Source organism: Acidovorax sp. 69, from assembly GCF_002797445.1.
GTDB lineage: Bacteria > Pseudomonadota > Gammaproteobacteria > Burkholderiales > Burkholderiaceae_C > Acidovorax.
In genome coordinates this window covers 3,575,336-3,589,709 of record NZ_PGEP01000001.1, presented here as the reverse complement: position 1 = coordinate 3,589,709, position 14,374 = coordinate 3,575,336, and the positions used below count along the sequence as shown (strand labels likewise).

General features: G+C 62.2%; 14 protein-coding genes. 7 read left to right on the top strand and 7 right to left on the bottom strand.

Annotated elements, in window-relative coordinates; translation table 11 throughout:
- Positions 1–348: 348 nt before the first annotated feature.
- Entirely contained in the window at positions 349–1,998 is a 1,650-nt protein-coding gene (locus tag CLU85_RS16475; RefSeq protein WP_100411205.1) for a PAS domain-containing methyl-accepting chemotaxis protein, read from the top strand.
- Positions 1,999–2,123: 125 nt separating this feature from the next.
- On the opposite strand, the gene CLU85_RS16470 is transcribed toward CLU85_RS16475, so the two are convergent.
- Positions 2,124–3,149, bottom strand: a complete 1,026-nt coding sequence (locus tag CLU85_RS16470) for a LacI family DNA-binding transcriptional regulator (RefSeq protein WP_100411204.1) — start codon at positions 3,147–3,149, stop codon at positions 2,124–2,126.
- A 215-nt stretch (positions 3,150–3,364) separates the two neighbouring features.
- Between CLU85_RS16470 and CLU85_RS16465 the strand changes: the two genes are divergently transcribed.
- From CLU85_RS16465 to CLU85_RS16450, 4 genes are all read left to right on the top strand, one after another.
- On the top strand, positions 3,365–3,850 hold the full coding sequence (locus tag CLU85_RS16465; RefSeq protein ID WP_100411203.1) for a gluconokinase: 486 nt from the start codon (positions 3,365–3,367) through the stop codon (positions 3,848–3,850).
- On the top strand, positions 3,847–4,371 hold the full coding sequence (locus CLU85_RS16460; protein ID WP_100411202.1) for a TRAP transporter small permease: 525 nt from the start codon (positions 3,847–3,849) through the stop codon (positions 4,369–4,371). The genes CLU85_RS16465 and CLU85_RS16460 overlap by 4 nt, the downstream gene beginning before the upstream one ends.
- 23 nt (positions 4,372–4,394) lie before the next feature.
- Positions 4,395–5,672, top strand: a complete 1,278-nt coding sequence (locus CLU85_RS16455; protein WP_100412599.1) for a TRAP transporter large permease subunit — start codon at positions 4,395–4,397, stop codon at positions 5,670–5,672.
- A 212-nt stretch (positions 5,673–5,884) separates the two neighbouring features.
- Positions 5,885–6,904 (top strand): TRAP transporter substrate-binding protein, encoded by a 1,020-nt coding sequence (locus CLU85_RS16450; RefSeq protein WP_100411201.1) that lies wholly within the window; start codon positions 5,885–5,887, stop codon positions 6,902–6,904.
- Between the two features lie 143 nt (positions 6,905–7,047).
- Here CLU85_RS16450 and CLU85_RS16445 read toward each other — a convergent pair whose 3' ends face one another.
- Together CLU85_RS16445 and CLU85_RS16440 are read right to left on the bottom strand one after the other, a co-directional pair.
- The gene (locus tag CLU85_RS16445; RefSeq protein ID WP_100411200.1) at positions 7,048–7,341 is read right to left on the bottom strand and encodes a DUF4148 domain-containing protein; all 294 of its coding nucleotides are present in this window, start codon (positions 7,339–7,341) and stop codon (positions 7,048–7,050) included.
- Positions 7,342–7,423: 82 nt separating this feature from the next.
- Positions 7,424–7,711, bottom strand: coding sequence for a DUF4148 domain-containing protein (locus CLU85_RS16440; protein WP_100411199.1), 288 nt, complete (start codon positions 7,709–7,711; stop codon positions 7,424–7,426).
- Between the two features lie 440 nt (positions 7,712–8,151).
- Between CLU85_RS16440 and CLU85_RS16435 the strand changes: the two genes are divergently transcribed.
- Positions 8,152–8,592, top strand: coding sequence for a CBS domain-containing protein (locus CLU85_RS16435; RefSeq protein ID WP_100411198.1), 441 nt, complete (start codon positions 8,152–8,154; stop codon positions 8,590–8,592).
- 83 nt (positions 8,593–8,675) lie between these two features.
- On the opposite strand, the gene CLU85_RS16430 is transcribed toward CLU85_RS16435, so the two are convergent.
- The 4 genes from CLU85_RS16430 to CLU85_RS16415 all read right to left on the bottom strand — a co-directional run bounded on the left by CLU85_RS16430 (position 8,676) and on the right by CLU85_RS16415 (position 12,938).
- Positions 8,676–9,488: an ABC transporter ATP-binding protein gene (locus CLU85_RS16430; protein WP_100412598.1), complete on the bottom strand. Its 813-nt coding sequence runs from the start codon at positions 9,486–9,488 to the stop codon at positions 8,676–8,678.
- 83 nt (positions 9,489–9,571) lie between these two features.
- Positions 9,572–10,540, bottom strand: a complete 969-nt coding sequence (gene ntrB, locus CLU85_RS16425; RefSeq protein WP_100411197.1) for a nitrate ABC transporter permease — start codon at positions 10,538–10,540, stop codon at positions 9,572–9,574.
- Between the two features lie 59 nt (positions 10,541–10,599).
- A complete protein-coding gene (locus CLU85_RS16420; RefSeq protein ID WP_100411196.1) occupies positions 10,600–11,844 on the bottom strand; it encodes a CmpA/NrtA family ABC transporter substrate-binding protein in 1,245 nt (414 codons plus the stop codon).
- Positions 11,845–12,311: 467 nt separating this feature from the next.
- Entirely contained in the window at positions 12,312–12,938 is a 627-nt protein-coding gene (locus tag CLU85_RS16415) for an ANTAR domain-containing response regulator (RefSeq protein WP_100411195.1), read from the bottom strand.
- Between the two features lie 251 nt (positions 12,939–13,189).
- Between CLU85_RS16415 and CLU85_RS16410 the strand changes: the two genes are divergently transcribed.
- A complete protein-coding gene (locus CLU85_RS16410) occupies positions 13,190–14,350 on the top strand; it encodes a branched-chain amino acid ABC transporter substrate-binding protein (RefSeq protein ID WP_100411194.1) in 1,161 nt (386 codons plus the stop codon).
- Positions 14,351–14,374 lie beyond the last annotated feature (24 nt).

Genomic DNA, 14,374 nt, shown 5'->3' with positions numbered 1-14,374 from the left:
GTTACGCGCCCAATGGGGGGGACGGTGCACTGTGCGGAGCGTGTGCACCGCTACAAGCACTGCAGGGATGAGCGGGGGTACCGGGGTGGCCTGGTGTGACTCGGTATAAGGGTTTACGCGCATTAAATTGAAATAAATGATAAAATTGAGGATATAATAAAACTCAATTTATCATTTTGCGCGTGCGAATTTGCCTCGGTCTGAGGCGCTTTCGTGGGGTTGCGCAAGTAACGTTTGCTTTCGCCGTCGTTCTATCGATAAGATGATTTCAGCACTGCCCGGGGCGCGAGTCGCCAGGGTTGCTGCTGTTGTCGGGTGGCGGAAGCGACATTTTTCTAGGAGATATCCATGAGAATGAATTTGCCGGTCAGCCAGCATGAATATGCGTTTCCCAAAGGTCAGACCCTGGTGTCCACAACCGATCTCAAGGGGCGCATCCTTTACTGCAACCCGATGTTCATCGAGGTCAGCGGCTACGAAAAAGAAGAGCTTCTGGGCCAGCCCCACAACATGATTCGCCACCCCGAAATGCCGGAAGAAGCGTTTCGCGACATGTGGGAAACCATTGCCAAAGGCAATCCCTGGTCGGCGCCCGTCAAGAACCGGCGCAAGGACGGCACCTTCTACTGGGTGATGGCCAACGTCACGCCCCTCATGCAAGGGGACCAGCCCACGGGCTACATGTCGGTGCGCACCGAAGCCACCCGCGAACAAATCCAGACCGCTGACCAGCTCTACCAACGGATGCAGGCCGAGAAACAAGCCGGCGCACTGGTGCACACGCTGCACGAGGGGCAGCTCATCAAGAACGATCTGTGGGGCCGCGTGGGCAGGGCGCTGCAATTGGGGCCGATGGGCAAGATGATGTTTTGTACTCTGCTGTTGGTGCTGGCCTCGTGGGGCGCTGCGCTGTTGGGCGGGCATACGATGTCGCTGGCGTCTGGGGCCGGATGGTTGGGGGTGGTGTTGCTGGCGCTGGGAATGGCGGTGTATCTGCACCAGGTCACGGTAGCGCCGCTGTCGCAGATGCTGCTGTGGGCCAACCGCATGGCTGCAGGCGACCTGACGCAGAAGATCACGGTGTCGCGCAGTGACACCGTGGGGCAGCTCCAAAAAGCGTTGGCCCAGCTCAACGTGAATCTGCTGTCCATCGTGCGCGATGCCCGGCAGGAGAGCGAGCATATGCAGGTCTCTACCCATGAGATTGCGCAGGGCAATCAGGATCTCTCGTCGCGCACCGAGGCGCAGGCCAGCAATCTGCAGCAGACGGCGGCGTCGATGGAAGAGATCACCGGCACCGTTAAACAGACCGCAGAATCCGCGCGGCAGGCCACCGTGCTTGCTACGCAGGCCTCTCAGGTGGCCGAGCGCAGCAGCGAAGCCGTGGATGGCGTAGCCAGCACCATGAAGCAGATCCAGGCGGCTTCCGGGCGCATCAGCGAGATTACCCAGCTCATCGACTCCATCGCGTTCCAGACCAATATCCTCGCACTCAATGCGGCGGTCGAGGCCGCCCGTGCGGGCGAGCAAGGGCGTGGGTTTGCCGTGGTGGCGTCGGAGGTGCGAAGCCTCTCGCACCGCACGCTGTCGGCGGCCAAAGAAATCCGACAGCTGATTGATGACTCCGCCACCAAGGTGAGCGAGGGCCATGAAAAGACCGACGCCGCACAAAAGACCATGACGGAGTCGCTGGAGCTGGTGCGCAGGGTGAACACACTGATCGGTGAGATTCACAGCGCATCGAATGAACAACTCAGCGGCATCTCGCAGGTCAACTCGGCCGTAGCGCAACTGGACACCATCACACAGCAAAACGCGGCGCTGGTGGAGGAAAACGCGGCCTCGGCCATGCAGCTCAATGGGCAGGCACGGACCATGACCGAGACCGTGCAGGTGTTCCGCATCGACGCATCGGCACCGACGCAGGCGCGGGATGCCGTGGCGTTGCGCAAGGAGATGAAGGCGTCTCCTTCGGGGCGGGCGCTGGCGCCGGTTTGAGGCGGTTTGCCGATCACAGTCCGTGAAGGACGCAAACGCGTTCCACGCCTGCAAACTCTGCCAAGCGGCATGACCCGGCCGCTCGCGGTGTTGGACTCTTGGGGGCGCGCTGCGGTTCAGGGGGCTTATGTACTCTCGCGCACCGTCAGCTCAAACCCCAGATTCACCGAGTTGTGCTCTGGAACCTCGCCGCGCATGAGTGCCAGCAGCATGTGTGCGCTGGCCTCTCCCACCGCAGCGCGGGGGGTGCGTACCGTGGTCAGCGGGGGGGGCATCTGGTCGCTGCCCGCCAGGTCGTTAAACCCCGCTATCGCTACTTGCCCGGGCACCTGCAACCCCAGCCGCTGAGCGGCCAGCAGACCTCCCTGGGCCAGGTCGTCGTTGCAAAAGAAAATGGCATCGACACCCGGGCGGGTGCGCAGCAGTTCCTCCAGCAGCTCTCCCCCCAGCCGCATGGATGAGGGCTGGGGGCTTAGCAGCTCCCGCTTGGGGTCGTACCGACCTGCCTCGCGCAGGCAGCGGCGATAGCCCTCGGCACGCTGCATGGTGCGCGGGTCGAGCTGGGCGGCCACAAAGGCCACGTTCTTGTAGCCACGCGCAAGCAGGTGCGCCGTCATGCTGTGGCCAGCATCCTGCTGCGAAAACCCCACGCAAAACACCCCAGGGGCTGAGGTCATTTCCATCAGATGCACGCAGGGCACACCGCTGGCGGCGATCAGGTGGCGCGCAGCTTCTGTGCGGTCAAAGCCTGTCACCAAGAGGCCCGCCGGGCGGTGGGCCAGGTAGGTGCGCAGCAGCTGTTCTTCTTCCTGTGGGTCGTAGTGGGTCACACCGATCAGGGCCTGATAGCCCTGCGGGAACAGTGTGCGGTGCACCGATTCGAGCACGTCCACAAACAGCGCGTTGGACAGCAGCGGCACCAGCACGGGCACCTGCACGCTGCGTTGGGACGCCAGGGCCCGCGCGGCGGGGTCGGGCACGTAGCCCAGTTGTTCGGCTGCTTCCTTGACCCGCTGCACCAGGTCATGGGCCACGCCGCGTTCGCCACGCAGCGCCCTGGATGCAGTGATGGGGCTGACGCCCGCCGCCTTGGCCACATCGCTCAGCGTGATGCGCCCGCTGGAGCGGCGCCTAGTCTCGGATTTGTTCAAGGGTTAACCCTCGTTGTGATGGGTGTTGATCTGGTTAGGATAGCGCTGTCCAAAGGCCGGGGCAAGATGAAAAATGGCTTTTCGACAGGGTTGCTGAAGTCACTTGCCTGATTTGAACCTGTTTTGGTGGCATCCATAGCGGATGCCGTTTTTTAGATCAATGGGATAGCGCTACCAAAATGAATTTTTGCCAGCCTCCGGTTTATTTGGTTGTCATGGGCGTGGCCGGCTGCGGTAAATCCAGCCTGGGTGCCGCTTTGGCCCGCGCCGAAGGTTTGCCCTTGATCGAGGGGGATGACCACCACAGCCCCGCCAGCCGCGAAAAAATGCGCCAGGGCATTGCCCTGACCGACATGGACCGCGAGGGCTGGTTGGCCACGCTGGGCCAGTTGTTGCAGGCGCAGCCGAAGGGCGTGGTGCTGACCTGTTCGGCCCTCAAGAGGGTGTACCGGGACCGTTTGCGCAGTGCCTGCCCCGGGCTGCGTTTCGCATTTCTGGAGATTGACCGCACGAACGCCGGTCAGCGCGTGGCGGCCCGTGCAGACACCCATTTCTTTTCCAGTGCGCTGGTGGACAGTCAGTTTGCAACGCTGGAGTCGCCGGTGGGCGAGGCGGGCGTGCTCCGCCTGGACGCGCTGCTGGACCTGCCGACCTTGCAGCAGCAGGCATCGGCCTGGATCGCCATGAAGGAAACCGCATGAATTCCCCCGCACAACCCGAGGCCACGCTGCCCGTACCGCTGAGCCGCTTTGCCAAAACCTCCCAGGTATTGATGGCCGGTTGCCTGGGCGTGATGGCCGTGGCCGTGTTCATCAATGTCGTGCTGCGTTACGGTTTTGGCAGTGGCGTGGCGGCGAGCGAAGAGTTGTCGCGCCTGCTGTTCGTCTGGATGGTTTTCATTGGTGCCGCAGCGGCTTACCCCGCTGGCGAACACATGGCTTTTACCAGTCTTGCCGGCCTGCTGGCCAAGCGCCCGCTGGCGTTTGGGGTGCTGACGGCAGTGATCCGTTTGTTGGTGATGGCTGCCAGCGCCATGTTGGCCTGGGGCGCCTGGCAGCAGGTGGTGGTGGGCATGGGCAGCCGGTCGGTGGTCATGGCCTACCCGGCGGCGCTGCTGCCGTTGCCGGCTTTTTTGTGCGCGGTGGCCATTGGTGTGATGGCGACCATCGAGTTGATTCAACGCAAGCCCTTGGACCTGGGCCACGGCGCGGAGGTGGAGTGATGTTGGGACTGACGCCTGAAGCCATGGCCTTTGTGGTCTTTTCGCTGGGCATGCTGGTGCTGATGGGCACCGGCATGAACATGGGCCTGGCCCTGGTGCTTACGGGCGCAGGCATGGCCTGGGTGCTCGACTTCTGGGATGCGCAGCTGCTGGCCCAGAACCTGGTGGCCGGGGTGGACAGCTTTCCGCTGCTGGCGGTGCCGTTCTTCATCCTGGCGGGTGAGCTGATGAACTCGGGCGGTATCAGCCGCCGCATCATCGATATGGCGCAGGCCTGGGTGGGGCATATCCGGGGCGGGCTGGGTTATGTGGCCATTGGCGCTGCGGTGCTCATGGCCAGCATGAGCGGCTCGGCGCTGGCCGACACGGCGGCGCTGGCCACCATCCTGCTGCCCATGATGCGCCAGCAGGGCTACCCCATGAACACCTCGGCCGGGCTGATTGCCTCAGGCGGGATCATTGCGCCCATCATTCCGCCATCGATGCCGTTCGTGATCTATGGCGTGACCACCAACACCTCCATTTCGGCCTTGTTTGTGTCGGGCATCGTGCCGGGGCTGATGATGGGCGCAGGTCTTATCTTTGCCTGGCGCTGGGTGCTGCGCGGCCTGGACCTGCCGCAGGGCAAGCCCCTGCCCGTCAAGGACCGCTTGCGAGCCACGGTCCGTGCGTTCTGGGCCATGTTGATGCCCCTCATCATCATTGGCGGCATGAAGACGGGCGTGTTCACGCCCACCGAGGCCGCCGTGGTGGCCGCGTTCTATGCGCTGGTGGTGGCACTGTTCGTGCACCGTGAGATGAAACTCGCAGACATCTATGGCGTGCTGGTGCGTGCGGCCAAAACGACCTCCATCGTGATGTTTTTGTGCGCTGGCGCTCAGGTGGCCAGCTACATGATCACGCTGGCCGACCTGCCCAATGTGTTGACGAGCTGGCTGGGCCCGCTGGTGGAGAACCCGCGCCTGCTGATGGCCGTGATGATGATCGTGTTGGTGCTGATTGGCACGGCGCTCGACCTCACGCCCACCATCCTGATCTTTGCGCCCGTGATGCTGCCCATTGCCGTCAAGGCGGGGATCGACCCGGTGTATTTCGGGCTGATGTTTGTGCTCAACGGCGCCATTGGCCTCATCACCCCGCCTGTGGGTACGGTGCTCAACGTGGTGGCCGGGGTAGGGCGCATATCGATGCACAGCGTGATCAAGGGTGTGAACCCCTTCCTCTTTACCTATGTGCTGATCCTGGCGCTGCTGGTCGTGTTCCCGCAGATCGTGACCGCGCCTGTCGTCTGGTTGAGATGAAGCACCCCCTGAGTCGCTTCGCGCCTTCCCCCCCCTCTCGCCTTGCTGCGCAAGACGGGAGAGGGACGCCCCCAGCGCATGCGCTGGATACGCCGCCTTCGCGGCGGGGCGGCCCTTGCGCGGGGGCGCTGGACTCGCGTGTGTCGGTTTCGATCGCCTCCACTCTTCTGATTTTTCCCGTTCCTCACTCCCTCACCACACTGGAGACAACCATGAAAACTTTCCGTCGTACCCTGCTCGCCGCGTTGTCGGTGGCTGCCGTTGCCTGCTCGTTCCAGGTGGCTGCGCAAGATTTCAAGCCGCGCATCATCCGCTTTGGCTACGGCCTGAACGAGGACTCCAACCAGGGTCGGGCGACCAAGCTGTTTGCCCAGGAAGTGGAAAAGGCCTCGGGCGGCAAGATGAAGCTGCGCGCCATCGGTGCCGCCGCCTTGGGCTCGGACGTGCAGATGCAGCAGGCCCTGATCGGCGGCGCGCAGGAGATGATGGTGGGCTCCACCGCCACGCTGGTGGGCATCACCAAGGAAATGGCGATCTGGGACACGCCATTCCTGTTCAACAACGCGAAGGAAGCCGATGTGGTGCTGGACGGCCCCGTGGGCCAAAAGGTGATGGACAAGTTGCAGGAAAAGGGCCTGGTGGGTCTTGTGTACTGGGAAAACGGTTTCCGCAATCTCACCAATAACAAGCGCGCCATCACCAAGCTGGAAGACATGGACGGCGTCAAGCTGCGCGTGATGCAGAACAACGTGTTCCTCGACAGTTTCAAGACCCTGGGCGCCAACGCGGTGCCGCTGCCGTTTTCAGAACTGTTCACCGCGCTCGAAACCAAGACGGTGGATGGCCAGGAGAACCCCTACAACACCATCCTGTCGAGCAAGTTCTATGAGGTGCAAAAGTACCTCACCGTGACCAACCACGTTTACAGCCCCTGGATCGTGCTGGTGAGCAAGAAGTACTGGGACGGCCTCTCGAAAGCTGAGCAGAAGGTGCTACTCGATGCCGCCAAGAAGAGCCGCGACTTTGAGCGCCAGGACACGCGCGCCGAAGCGGACAAGGCGCTGGCAGACCTGCGGGCCAAGGGCATGCAGGTCAACGAACTGCCGGTCACTGAAGCCAATCGCATGCGTGAAAAGCTGGGTGCCGTGAACGCCAGCATTGCCGCCAACGTGGGCGAAGGCCTGTGGAAAGAGGTGCAGGGTGCCGTGGCGCAGGCGCGCGGGGGCAAGTAAACCCTTGTAGTGCAATGGGCAAGCTGCAAAAGCCCGCTGGTGTGTCCCCTTACCCAAACAAAAGGCCGGGGCCCCGTTAGGGGCCCCGGCCTTTTGCATTTGCACTTCGCCAGCCCCCATGCATCGCATGCGGGCCCTGGAAATTACAGGGAGCCGATTTCGCCGGACGAGATCTGGCCAGCACGCAGAGCGGTGGCTGCCTGGGCGCTCACCGCAGCGCGGTCAGCCGTGGACGTGAAGGACAACACGCGGGAGCCAGCGGGCACCGTGCTGCTGGTTGCTGCCACGGTAGCGGCTTCAGCAGCCACTTCAGCGCGGGTGCGGCTGGTTTCAAACTTGGTGGCAAATTGCGAAGCATCGGCTTCGTCGGCTTGTGCGCCAAAAGAAGCGAAAGCGGCCACAGCGGCGATAGACAGAAAACGGGCAGTCTTGTTCATGGTGAAACTCCAGTGAAATTCAAAAAATGGGGGTGAGGTACTGACAAATACGCAAACAGGGGAACAGCGGATTCAAAAAGAATCAACCGCGCTCGCCCGAAGGGATCTGGCCAGTACGCACAGCGTCAGCAGCCTGGGCACGCACAGCAGCGCGGTCAGCCGTGGACTTGTAAGTCACGACACGCGAGCCAGCAGGCTCGATGGAACGGGTCTGTGCCACGGTAGCGGCTTCAGCAGCCACTTCAGCGCGGGTGCGGTTGGTTTCAAACTTGGTGGCAAATTGCGAAGCATCGGCTTCGTCGGCCTGGGCACCAAAAGAAGCGAAAGCGGCGACAGCGGCGATGGAGAGGAAACGTGCGGTGTTGTTCATGATGAAAATCCTTGAAGTTAAAAAAGCGGCTCAATCAAACCGGAACGGCTGCAAAACAAAGAAGGGCTGCTGAACCGGGTTCGGTGAGTCGCCTTGCGGGTTCGGCTCATCGATGGGTTGAACTGTACGCCGATGGTGTTCAGAGAAAAACCACCGGGTCGCGAACTAACTGTTCCGGTATCAGAAACAATCTACAGGGTTCCTGAGATGTTCAGCGGGCCTGCCCGGGGCTTGTCTGGCTTGTTGAACATGGCGCTATCGTGCCGGGTTAACCCTTGGGAGAGGTCTCGTCACGGTTTCGTTTCTTTTCGGTTTGTTTCGGCCTCGTCGAATTGCAACAGCACAGAAACATCACCGTGGGGAGCTACGGGTTGCGCTGGCGGGGCAGATGGGCTGAAATGGTTGTGTGCCCGATTCACGCCTTACCGAGGGGGATTTTCATGACTGTCGTAGCCAAGATTCTTCAATCCAAGCCTGACGCCACCGTGCACACCATCAGGCCCACCGATTCTGTGCTGGAGGCCTTGCAGCTGATGGCCGACAAGGGCATCGGCGCGCTGGTGGTCACTGAGGGGGACGCCATCGTCGGCATCTTTACCGAGCGCGACTATGCGCGAAAGATCGCCCTGCTGGGTCGCACTTCGGCCGCGACCCTGGCGCGCGACGTGATGACCACCGCGGTGCGCTTCGTGCGGCCTGAGCAGACCAGTGAGCATTGCATGCAGATGATGAGCGCCGGCCGCCTGCGCCACTTGCCCGTGGTAGATGGCAGCGGCAAGCTGGTGGGCATGATCTCCATCGGTGACTTGGTCAAGGACATCATCTCCGAGCAGAAATTCATCATTGAACAACTGGAGCAATACATCACGGGCACGCACTGACCATCAAAAAAAGGGCTCTGACCGATCTGGTCAGAGCCCTTTTTTTGCGGTGGGTAGGCTCGCTTCAGAGCGTTGCGCCCAGTTCAAGCTGCCTTTTCGACGTGCCCTTGGCGCGTGTACAAAAAGTCGATCACCGCCTTGCGGTAGTGCACGTACTGCGGGTCTTCGGCCAGTTCCACGCGTTTGCGGGGGCGGGGCAGATCAACGGTCAGCACCTCACCAATCGTCGCAGAAGGGCCGTTGGTCATCATCACGATCTTGTCGGACAGCAGTACGGCCTCGTCCACATCGTGCGTCACCATCACCACGGTGCTTTGGGTGCGGGCCACGATCTCCAGCAGCTCGTCTTGCAATTTGGCGCGGGTCAGGGCGTCGAGTGCACCAAAGGGCTCGTCCATCAGCAACACCTGGGGCTCCATCGACAGCGCACGGGCAATGCCCACACGTTGTTTCATGCCGCCCGATATTTCGCCGGGGCGCTTTTGCCCTGCAGGCGTGAGGCCGACCAAGGCGAGCGCCGCATCGGTGCGGGCCTTGAGCTGGGCCTTGGTTTCCTTGGCGCCAAACACGCGCTCCACGGCCAGGTAGATGTTGTCAAAGCAGGTCAGCCAGGGCAGCAGCGAGTGGTTTTGAAACACCACGGCGCGCTCCGGGCCCGGGCCTTTGATCTCCTTGTTGGCGCACAGCAGCACGCCATTGGTGGGCGTGGTCAGGCCCGCGATCAGGTTCAGCAGGGTGGACTTGCCGCAGCCCGAGTGGCCAATCAGCGCAACGAATTCGCCCTTGGCAATCGTCAGATTGATGCCCTTCAGCGCCGGAAACAGGCCCTTGGCCGTCTTGAAAGTCTGCTCGACGCCATGGACCTCGATGAATTTGGTGGTGAGAGATGTATGCATGAGGAACTCCTGGTTTTTTTCGAGGGCCACTGGTGGTGCCCCCTTGAGGGGGTAACGCGCCACAGGCGCGGCTCAGGGGTGGGTCAAGTTTTGACCTCTTCAAACGTGAATGCGGTGGCCAGCTTGATGAGTGCGTACTCCAGCACCAGCCCGACGATGCCGATCACGAAGATGGCAATGATGATGTTCTTGACGTTCAGGTTGTTCCACTCGTCCCACACCCAGAAGCCAATGCCCACGCCGCCGGTCAGCATTTCTGCAGCCACGATCACCAGCCAGGCGGTGCCGACGGCCAGGCGCACGCCGGTCAGCATGTAGGGCAACACGGCCGGAAAGAGGATCTTGGTGGCGATCTTCCATTCCGAGAGGTTGAGCACACGGGCCACGTTCATGTAATCCTGCGGTACACGCTGCACTCCCACGGCGGTGTTGATGATCATGGGCCAGATGGAGCAGATGAAAATCGTCCAGATGGCGGCCGGGTTGGCACCCTTGAACACCAAGAGGCCAATCGGCAGCCAGGCCAGGGGCGATACCGGGCGCAGCAGGCTGATGAGCGGATTGAACATGCGCGACAGGAAGTTGAAGCGCCCGATCACGAAGCCGGCCGGAATGCCCACCAGCGCCGCCATGCCAAAGCCCACGGCCACGCGTTCGAGCGACATCAGCACGTTCCAGCCCACGCCCTGGTCGTTGGGGCCATTGCGGTAGAACGGGTTGCTGAAGATCTCCAGCGCCTGCTTCCAGGTTTCCAGCGGGCCGGGAATGCTATTGCCCGTGGTGGTGGACACCACAGCCCACAGGCCCACCAGCAGACCCAGGCCACACAGGGGCGGCAGCACGGCCATCCAGAAGCTGCGCGACAGTGCACTCCAATCGCGGCCCACAGGCTCGGCAGCCACCGCTGCCGCCGGGCGTGCAGTATGGGCAGTTTGCGGTTGTTTTTGGCTTCTGGCGCTCGTGGATGAAGTGCTGCTTGCTGCGTTATTCATAGTATTCTGTGCAACCGCTGGGGCTGGATCCATCGGGGAGTGAAAGACGGCACTGACCATGGTGTTCTCCTGTGTGCAGGGCTTGCGAGGGCGACGGGTGGGGCTGCGGTGAAGGGCGCTTACGCCTTGATCTTGAAACTGTCGGCGTACTTGGCGGGGTCTTTTCCGTCCCACACCACGCCGTCCAGGAGCTTGCTGCTGCGCATGGCGTCCTTGGGCACATTGATCTTCATGGCGCTGGCCACCGACTTGTAGAGGTCGATCTGGTTGATCTCTTTGGCCACCGACAGGTAGTCGGGGTGGCTCTTGAGCAGGCCCCAGCGCTTGTGCTGCGTGAGGAACCACATGCCGTCCGACAGGTAGGGGAAGTTCACCGCGCCGTCGTTGAAGAACTTCATGTGGTTGGGGTCGTCCCAGGTCTTGCCCATGCCGTTCTGGTAGCGGCCCAGGATGCGCTGGTTGATGGCGTCCACGCTGGTGTTCACATACGCTTTGCCCGCCACGGTCTCGGCCATCTTCATCTTGTTGGACAGACTGGCGTCGATCCACTGGCTGGCTTCGAGCACGGCCATCATCACGGCGCGGGTGGTGTTGGGGTTCTTCTTGACGAACTCGGCCGACGTGCCCAGCACCTTCTCGGGGTGGTCCTTCCAGATGTCCTGGGTGGTGTTGGCGGTGATGCCGATGCCGTCCATGATGGCGCGGTGGTTCCAGGGCTCGCCCACACAAAAACCGTCCATGTTGCCCACGCGCATGTTGGCCACCATTTGTGGCGGAGGCACGGTGATGAGCTTGGCGCCCGACAGCGGGTTGATGCCCGCAGCCGCCAGCCAGTAGTGCATCCACATGGCATGGGTGCCCGTGGGAAAGGTGCCTGCGAACGTGTACTCGCGCTTTTCCTTGGCCATGAGCTTGGCCAGCGAGGGGCCGTCCACCGCACCCTTGTCGGCCAGCGCCTTGGACAGCGTGATGGCCTGGCCGTTGTTGTTGAGGCTCATCAGCACGGCCATGTCCTTCTTGGGGCCGGCGGTGCCCAGGTGCACGCCATACACCAGGCCATACAGCACGTGGGCAAAGTCGAGTTCGCCGTTGACGAGCTTGTCGCGCACACCGGCCCAGCTCGCTTCCTTGGTGGGGATGATGGTGACGCCGTACTTCTTGTCAAAGCCCAGCACCGAGGCCATGACCACGCTGGCGCAGTCCGTCAGCGGGATGAAGCCGATCTTGACTTCCTTCTTCTCGGGGGCGTCCGAGCCCTGGGCATGGACGAGCGCTCTCAGGGCCGGGCTCACACCCACAGCACCCACCGTGGCGGCCTGCAGCACGGTGCGGCGGTTGAGGCTGGTTTTCAACAGATCGGTCATGGGGCGTTTCCTTGGTGCGTTAAAAACAAAAAAGGCGTCCTCTCCTGGCCTGCTTGCATGCGCAAACGGGCTTCGAAGAGGGACGCCTTTGTCCGTGGCAAAGCCCATTGGGGGGCTTTGTGTCAGCACCAGCCCGCCATTGGGTCAGTGCTGTCAGAGGTGAGACCGTCATTGGTCTTGCAAGAGGTGATGCAAGCAGCGTGCCAGCCTTTGTTGTACCGATCTCGCTCCAGTTCGGCGCATGAATTGCTGCAAAATTAATAGCTGCTTGCGCCTGTGTAACAAGCGCTGGAGGCCAATTGGGCTTGAAAATGTGCGGAGGTAGTGCGTGCAGCGAATGCCGCACTGCCTTTGTGCGGCGCACCATTTGGGGTGAAACCGGTGGAGTAGGGCGTGGCTCGGGCGCGGGATGCACGCCAAGGGCCGCTGCACCGAGGCGCGCTGCGCCTCAGGGGGAGGTCACCTGCTCAGCCCAGCAGATCCATCACGTCGAGCATGCGCTGGGCCACGTCCGCCAGTTTGAGGCCCTTGTCCATGGCGGTCTTGCGCAGTTTCTCGTAGGCCACCTGCTCGCTCAGGCCCTGGCGCTGCATGAGCAGGCCCTTGGCGCGGTCGATGGTTTTGCGGTCTTTCAGCTCGGTCTTCGCATCGGCCAATTCGGCGCGCAGGGATTGCTCGTGCTGAAAACGTGCCATGGCCACGTCCAGAATGGGGCGGATACGCTGCGGGGCCAGCCCCGCGACGATGTAGGCGGACACCCCCGCCGCCACGGCGTCCTTGACGTGCGACGTGTCTTCGTCGTTGGTGAACATCACGATGGGGCGGCGCTCGTCGCGTGTGGCCATGACCACATGTTCCAGCGCGTCCCGCGCTTCGCTTTCGGCGTCCACGATGATCAGATCGGGCTGGAGTTGGGCGATCCGCTCGCTCAGGAACACATCGGCGGGCAACGTGGCCACGAGGTTGAAGTTGTTTTCCAGCAGCCCAATGCGCAGCGCACGCGAGCGTTCCGCCTGGAGTACGGCGTGTTCGTCGTTCGGGTCGGCAATCGCCAGATCCGGGGCAACCACCACGATGCGCAAAGCCTCATTCATAGCGCTGAGCATAAGCAATTTTTACGCCGTAAAAGGGCGCGCCGAAGCGGTGCATGCAGGATCGTGGAGGGAAATGGGGGAGCGCCGTCATTCCGGGCGAGGCCGATCCGGGCTGGTGCCCTGCAGCCGCGCGCCTTGCAGGGCCTGAAAGTTGCTAATACAGCGGGGTGCGGGAGGGCATACCCGATAGCGCCACGGCGGTGGCGTCGCATATACATCCGTCACTTTGATACACACATGGAGTTTCTTGCATGAATAAGCACATCGACCGGCGCCGCTTCTCGGCCTGCCTGGCCCTGACCGCCGTGGCGACTGCCGCACTCCTGACCGGATGCGGCAAGGTGCCGGACACCATCAAAATTGGTGTGGCGCAACCCCTGAGCGGCCCGCTGGGGGCCTTGGGGCAGGATCTGCTCAATGGCGTGAAGCTGGCGGTGGACGAACTCAACAAGTCGGGCTACACGGTGGATGGCAAGCGCGTGACGCTGGAGGTGGTGTCGGTGGACGACAAGGCCGACGCCGCTACTGGCAAGGCCGTCGCCCAGCAATTGGTGGATGCGGGTGTGGTTGCTGTCATCGGGCATCTGAACTCTGGCGTGAGCATCGAGACAGCGCCCATCTACGCCGCCAAGGACATTGCCCAGATCGCGATCTCCACCAACCCCAAGTTCACGCAGCTGGGTTTCCCCACGACGTTCCGGATGGTGGGCAACGACACCCTGCAGGCCCGCGCCATCGGCTCGTTTGCGGCCACACAGCTTGGTGCCACCCGCTATGCGGCGCTGGACGACGGCACGCCCTACGGCAAGGGCTTGGCCGACGGCGCCGCCCAGCAACTCAAGACCGAGAAAAAAGAGGTGCTGGTGCGCAAGTCGTACGACGATAAAACCGTGGCGTTTGACGAACTCGCTGGCGAACTCAAAGCGGCCAAGGTGGAGGTGATTGTCTCCACGCTGAATGACTTCCAGGCCCTGGCGCTGCTGGAGGCCCTGCGCAAGGTCGATCACACCAAGGTCAGCCTGCTCGGGGGCGACACCATCAAAACCACCGACATGACCAAGGGCGCGGGCATTGTGCAGGGCATTTATGCCACGTCGCCGGTGCTGGAGGCCAAGGAGTTCACCACTGGCAAGCCTTTCCTCGAAAAATACATCGCCGCCTACAAGAAGCCCCCGGCCTATGGCGGCCATTACAGCTACGACAGCACCTATGTGCTCTCGGCCGCCATCCAGAAGGCCAAGTCGGCCGACCCGAAAGAGATCACCAAGGCCATGCACAGCATCAACGGCTATGCCCCCGTGATCGGCACCATGACCTGGGATGACAAAGGCGAGCAGCGCTACGGCGCCGTGGGTGTGTACGAACTGCGGGCAGGCAGCTGGGAGCTGCGCATGCGGTCGGATCGCTGGTGACTCTGACCCCCGCACGGGCGCAAA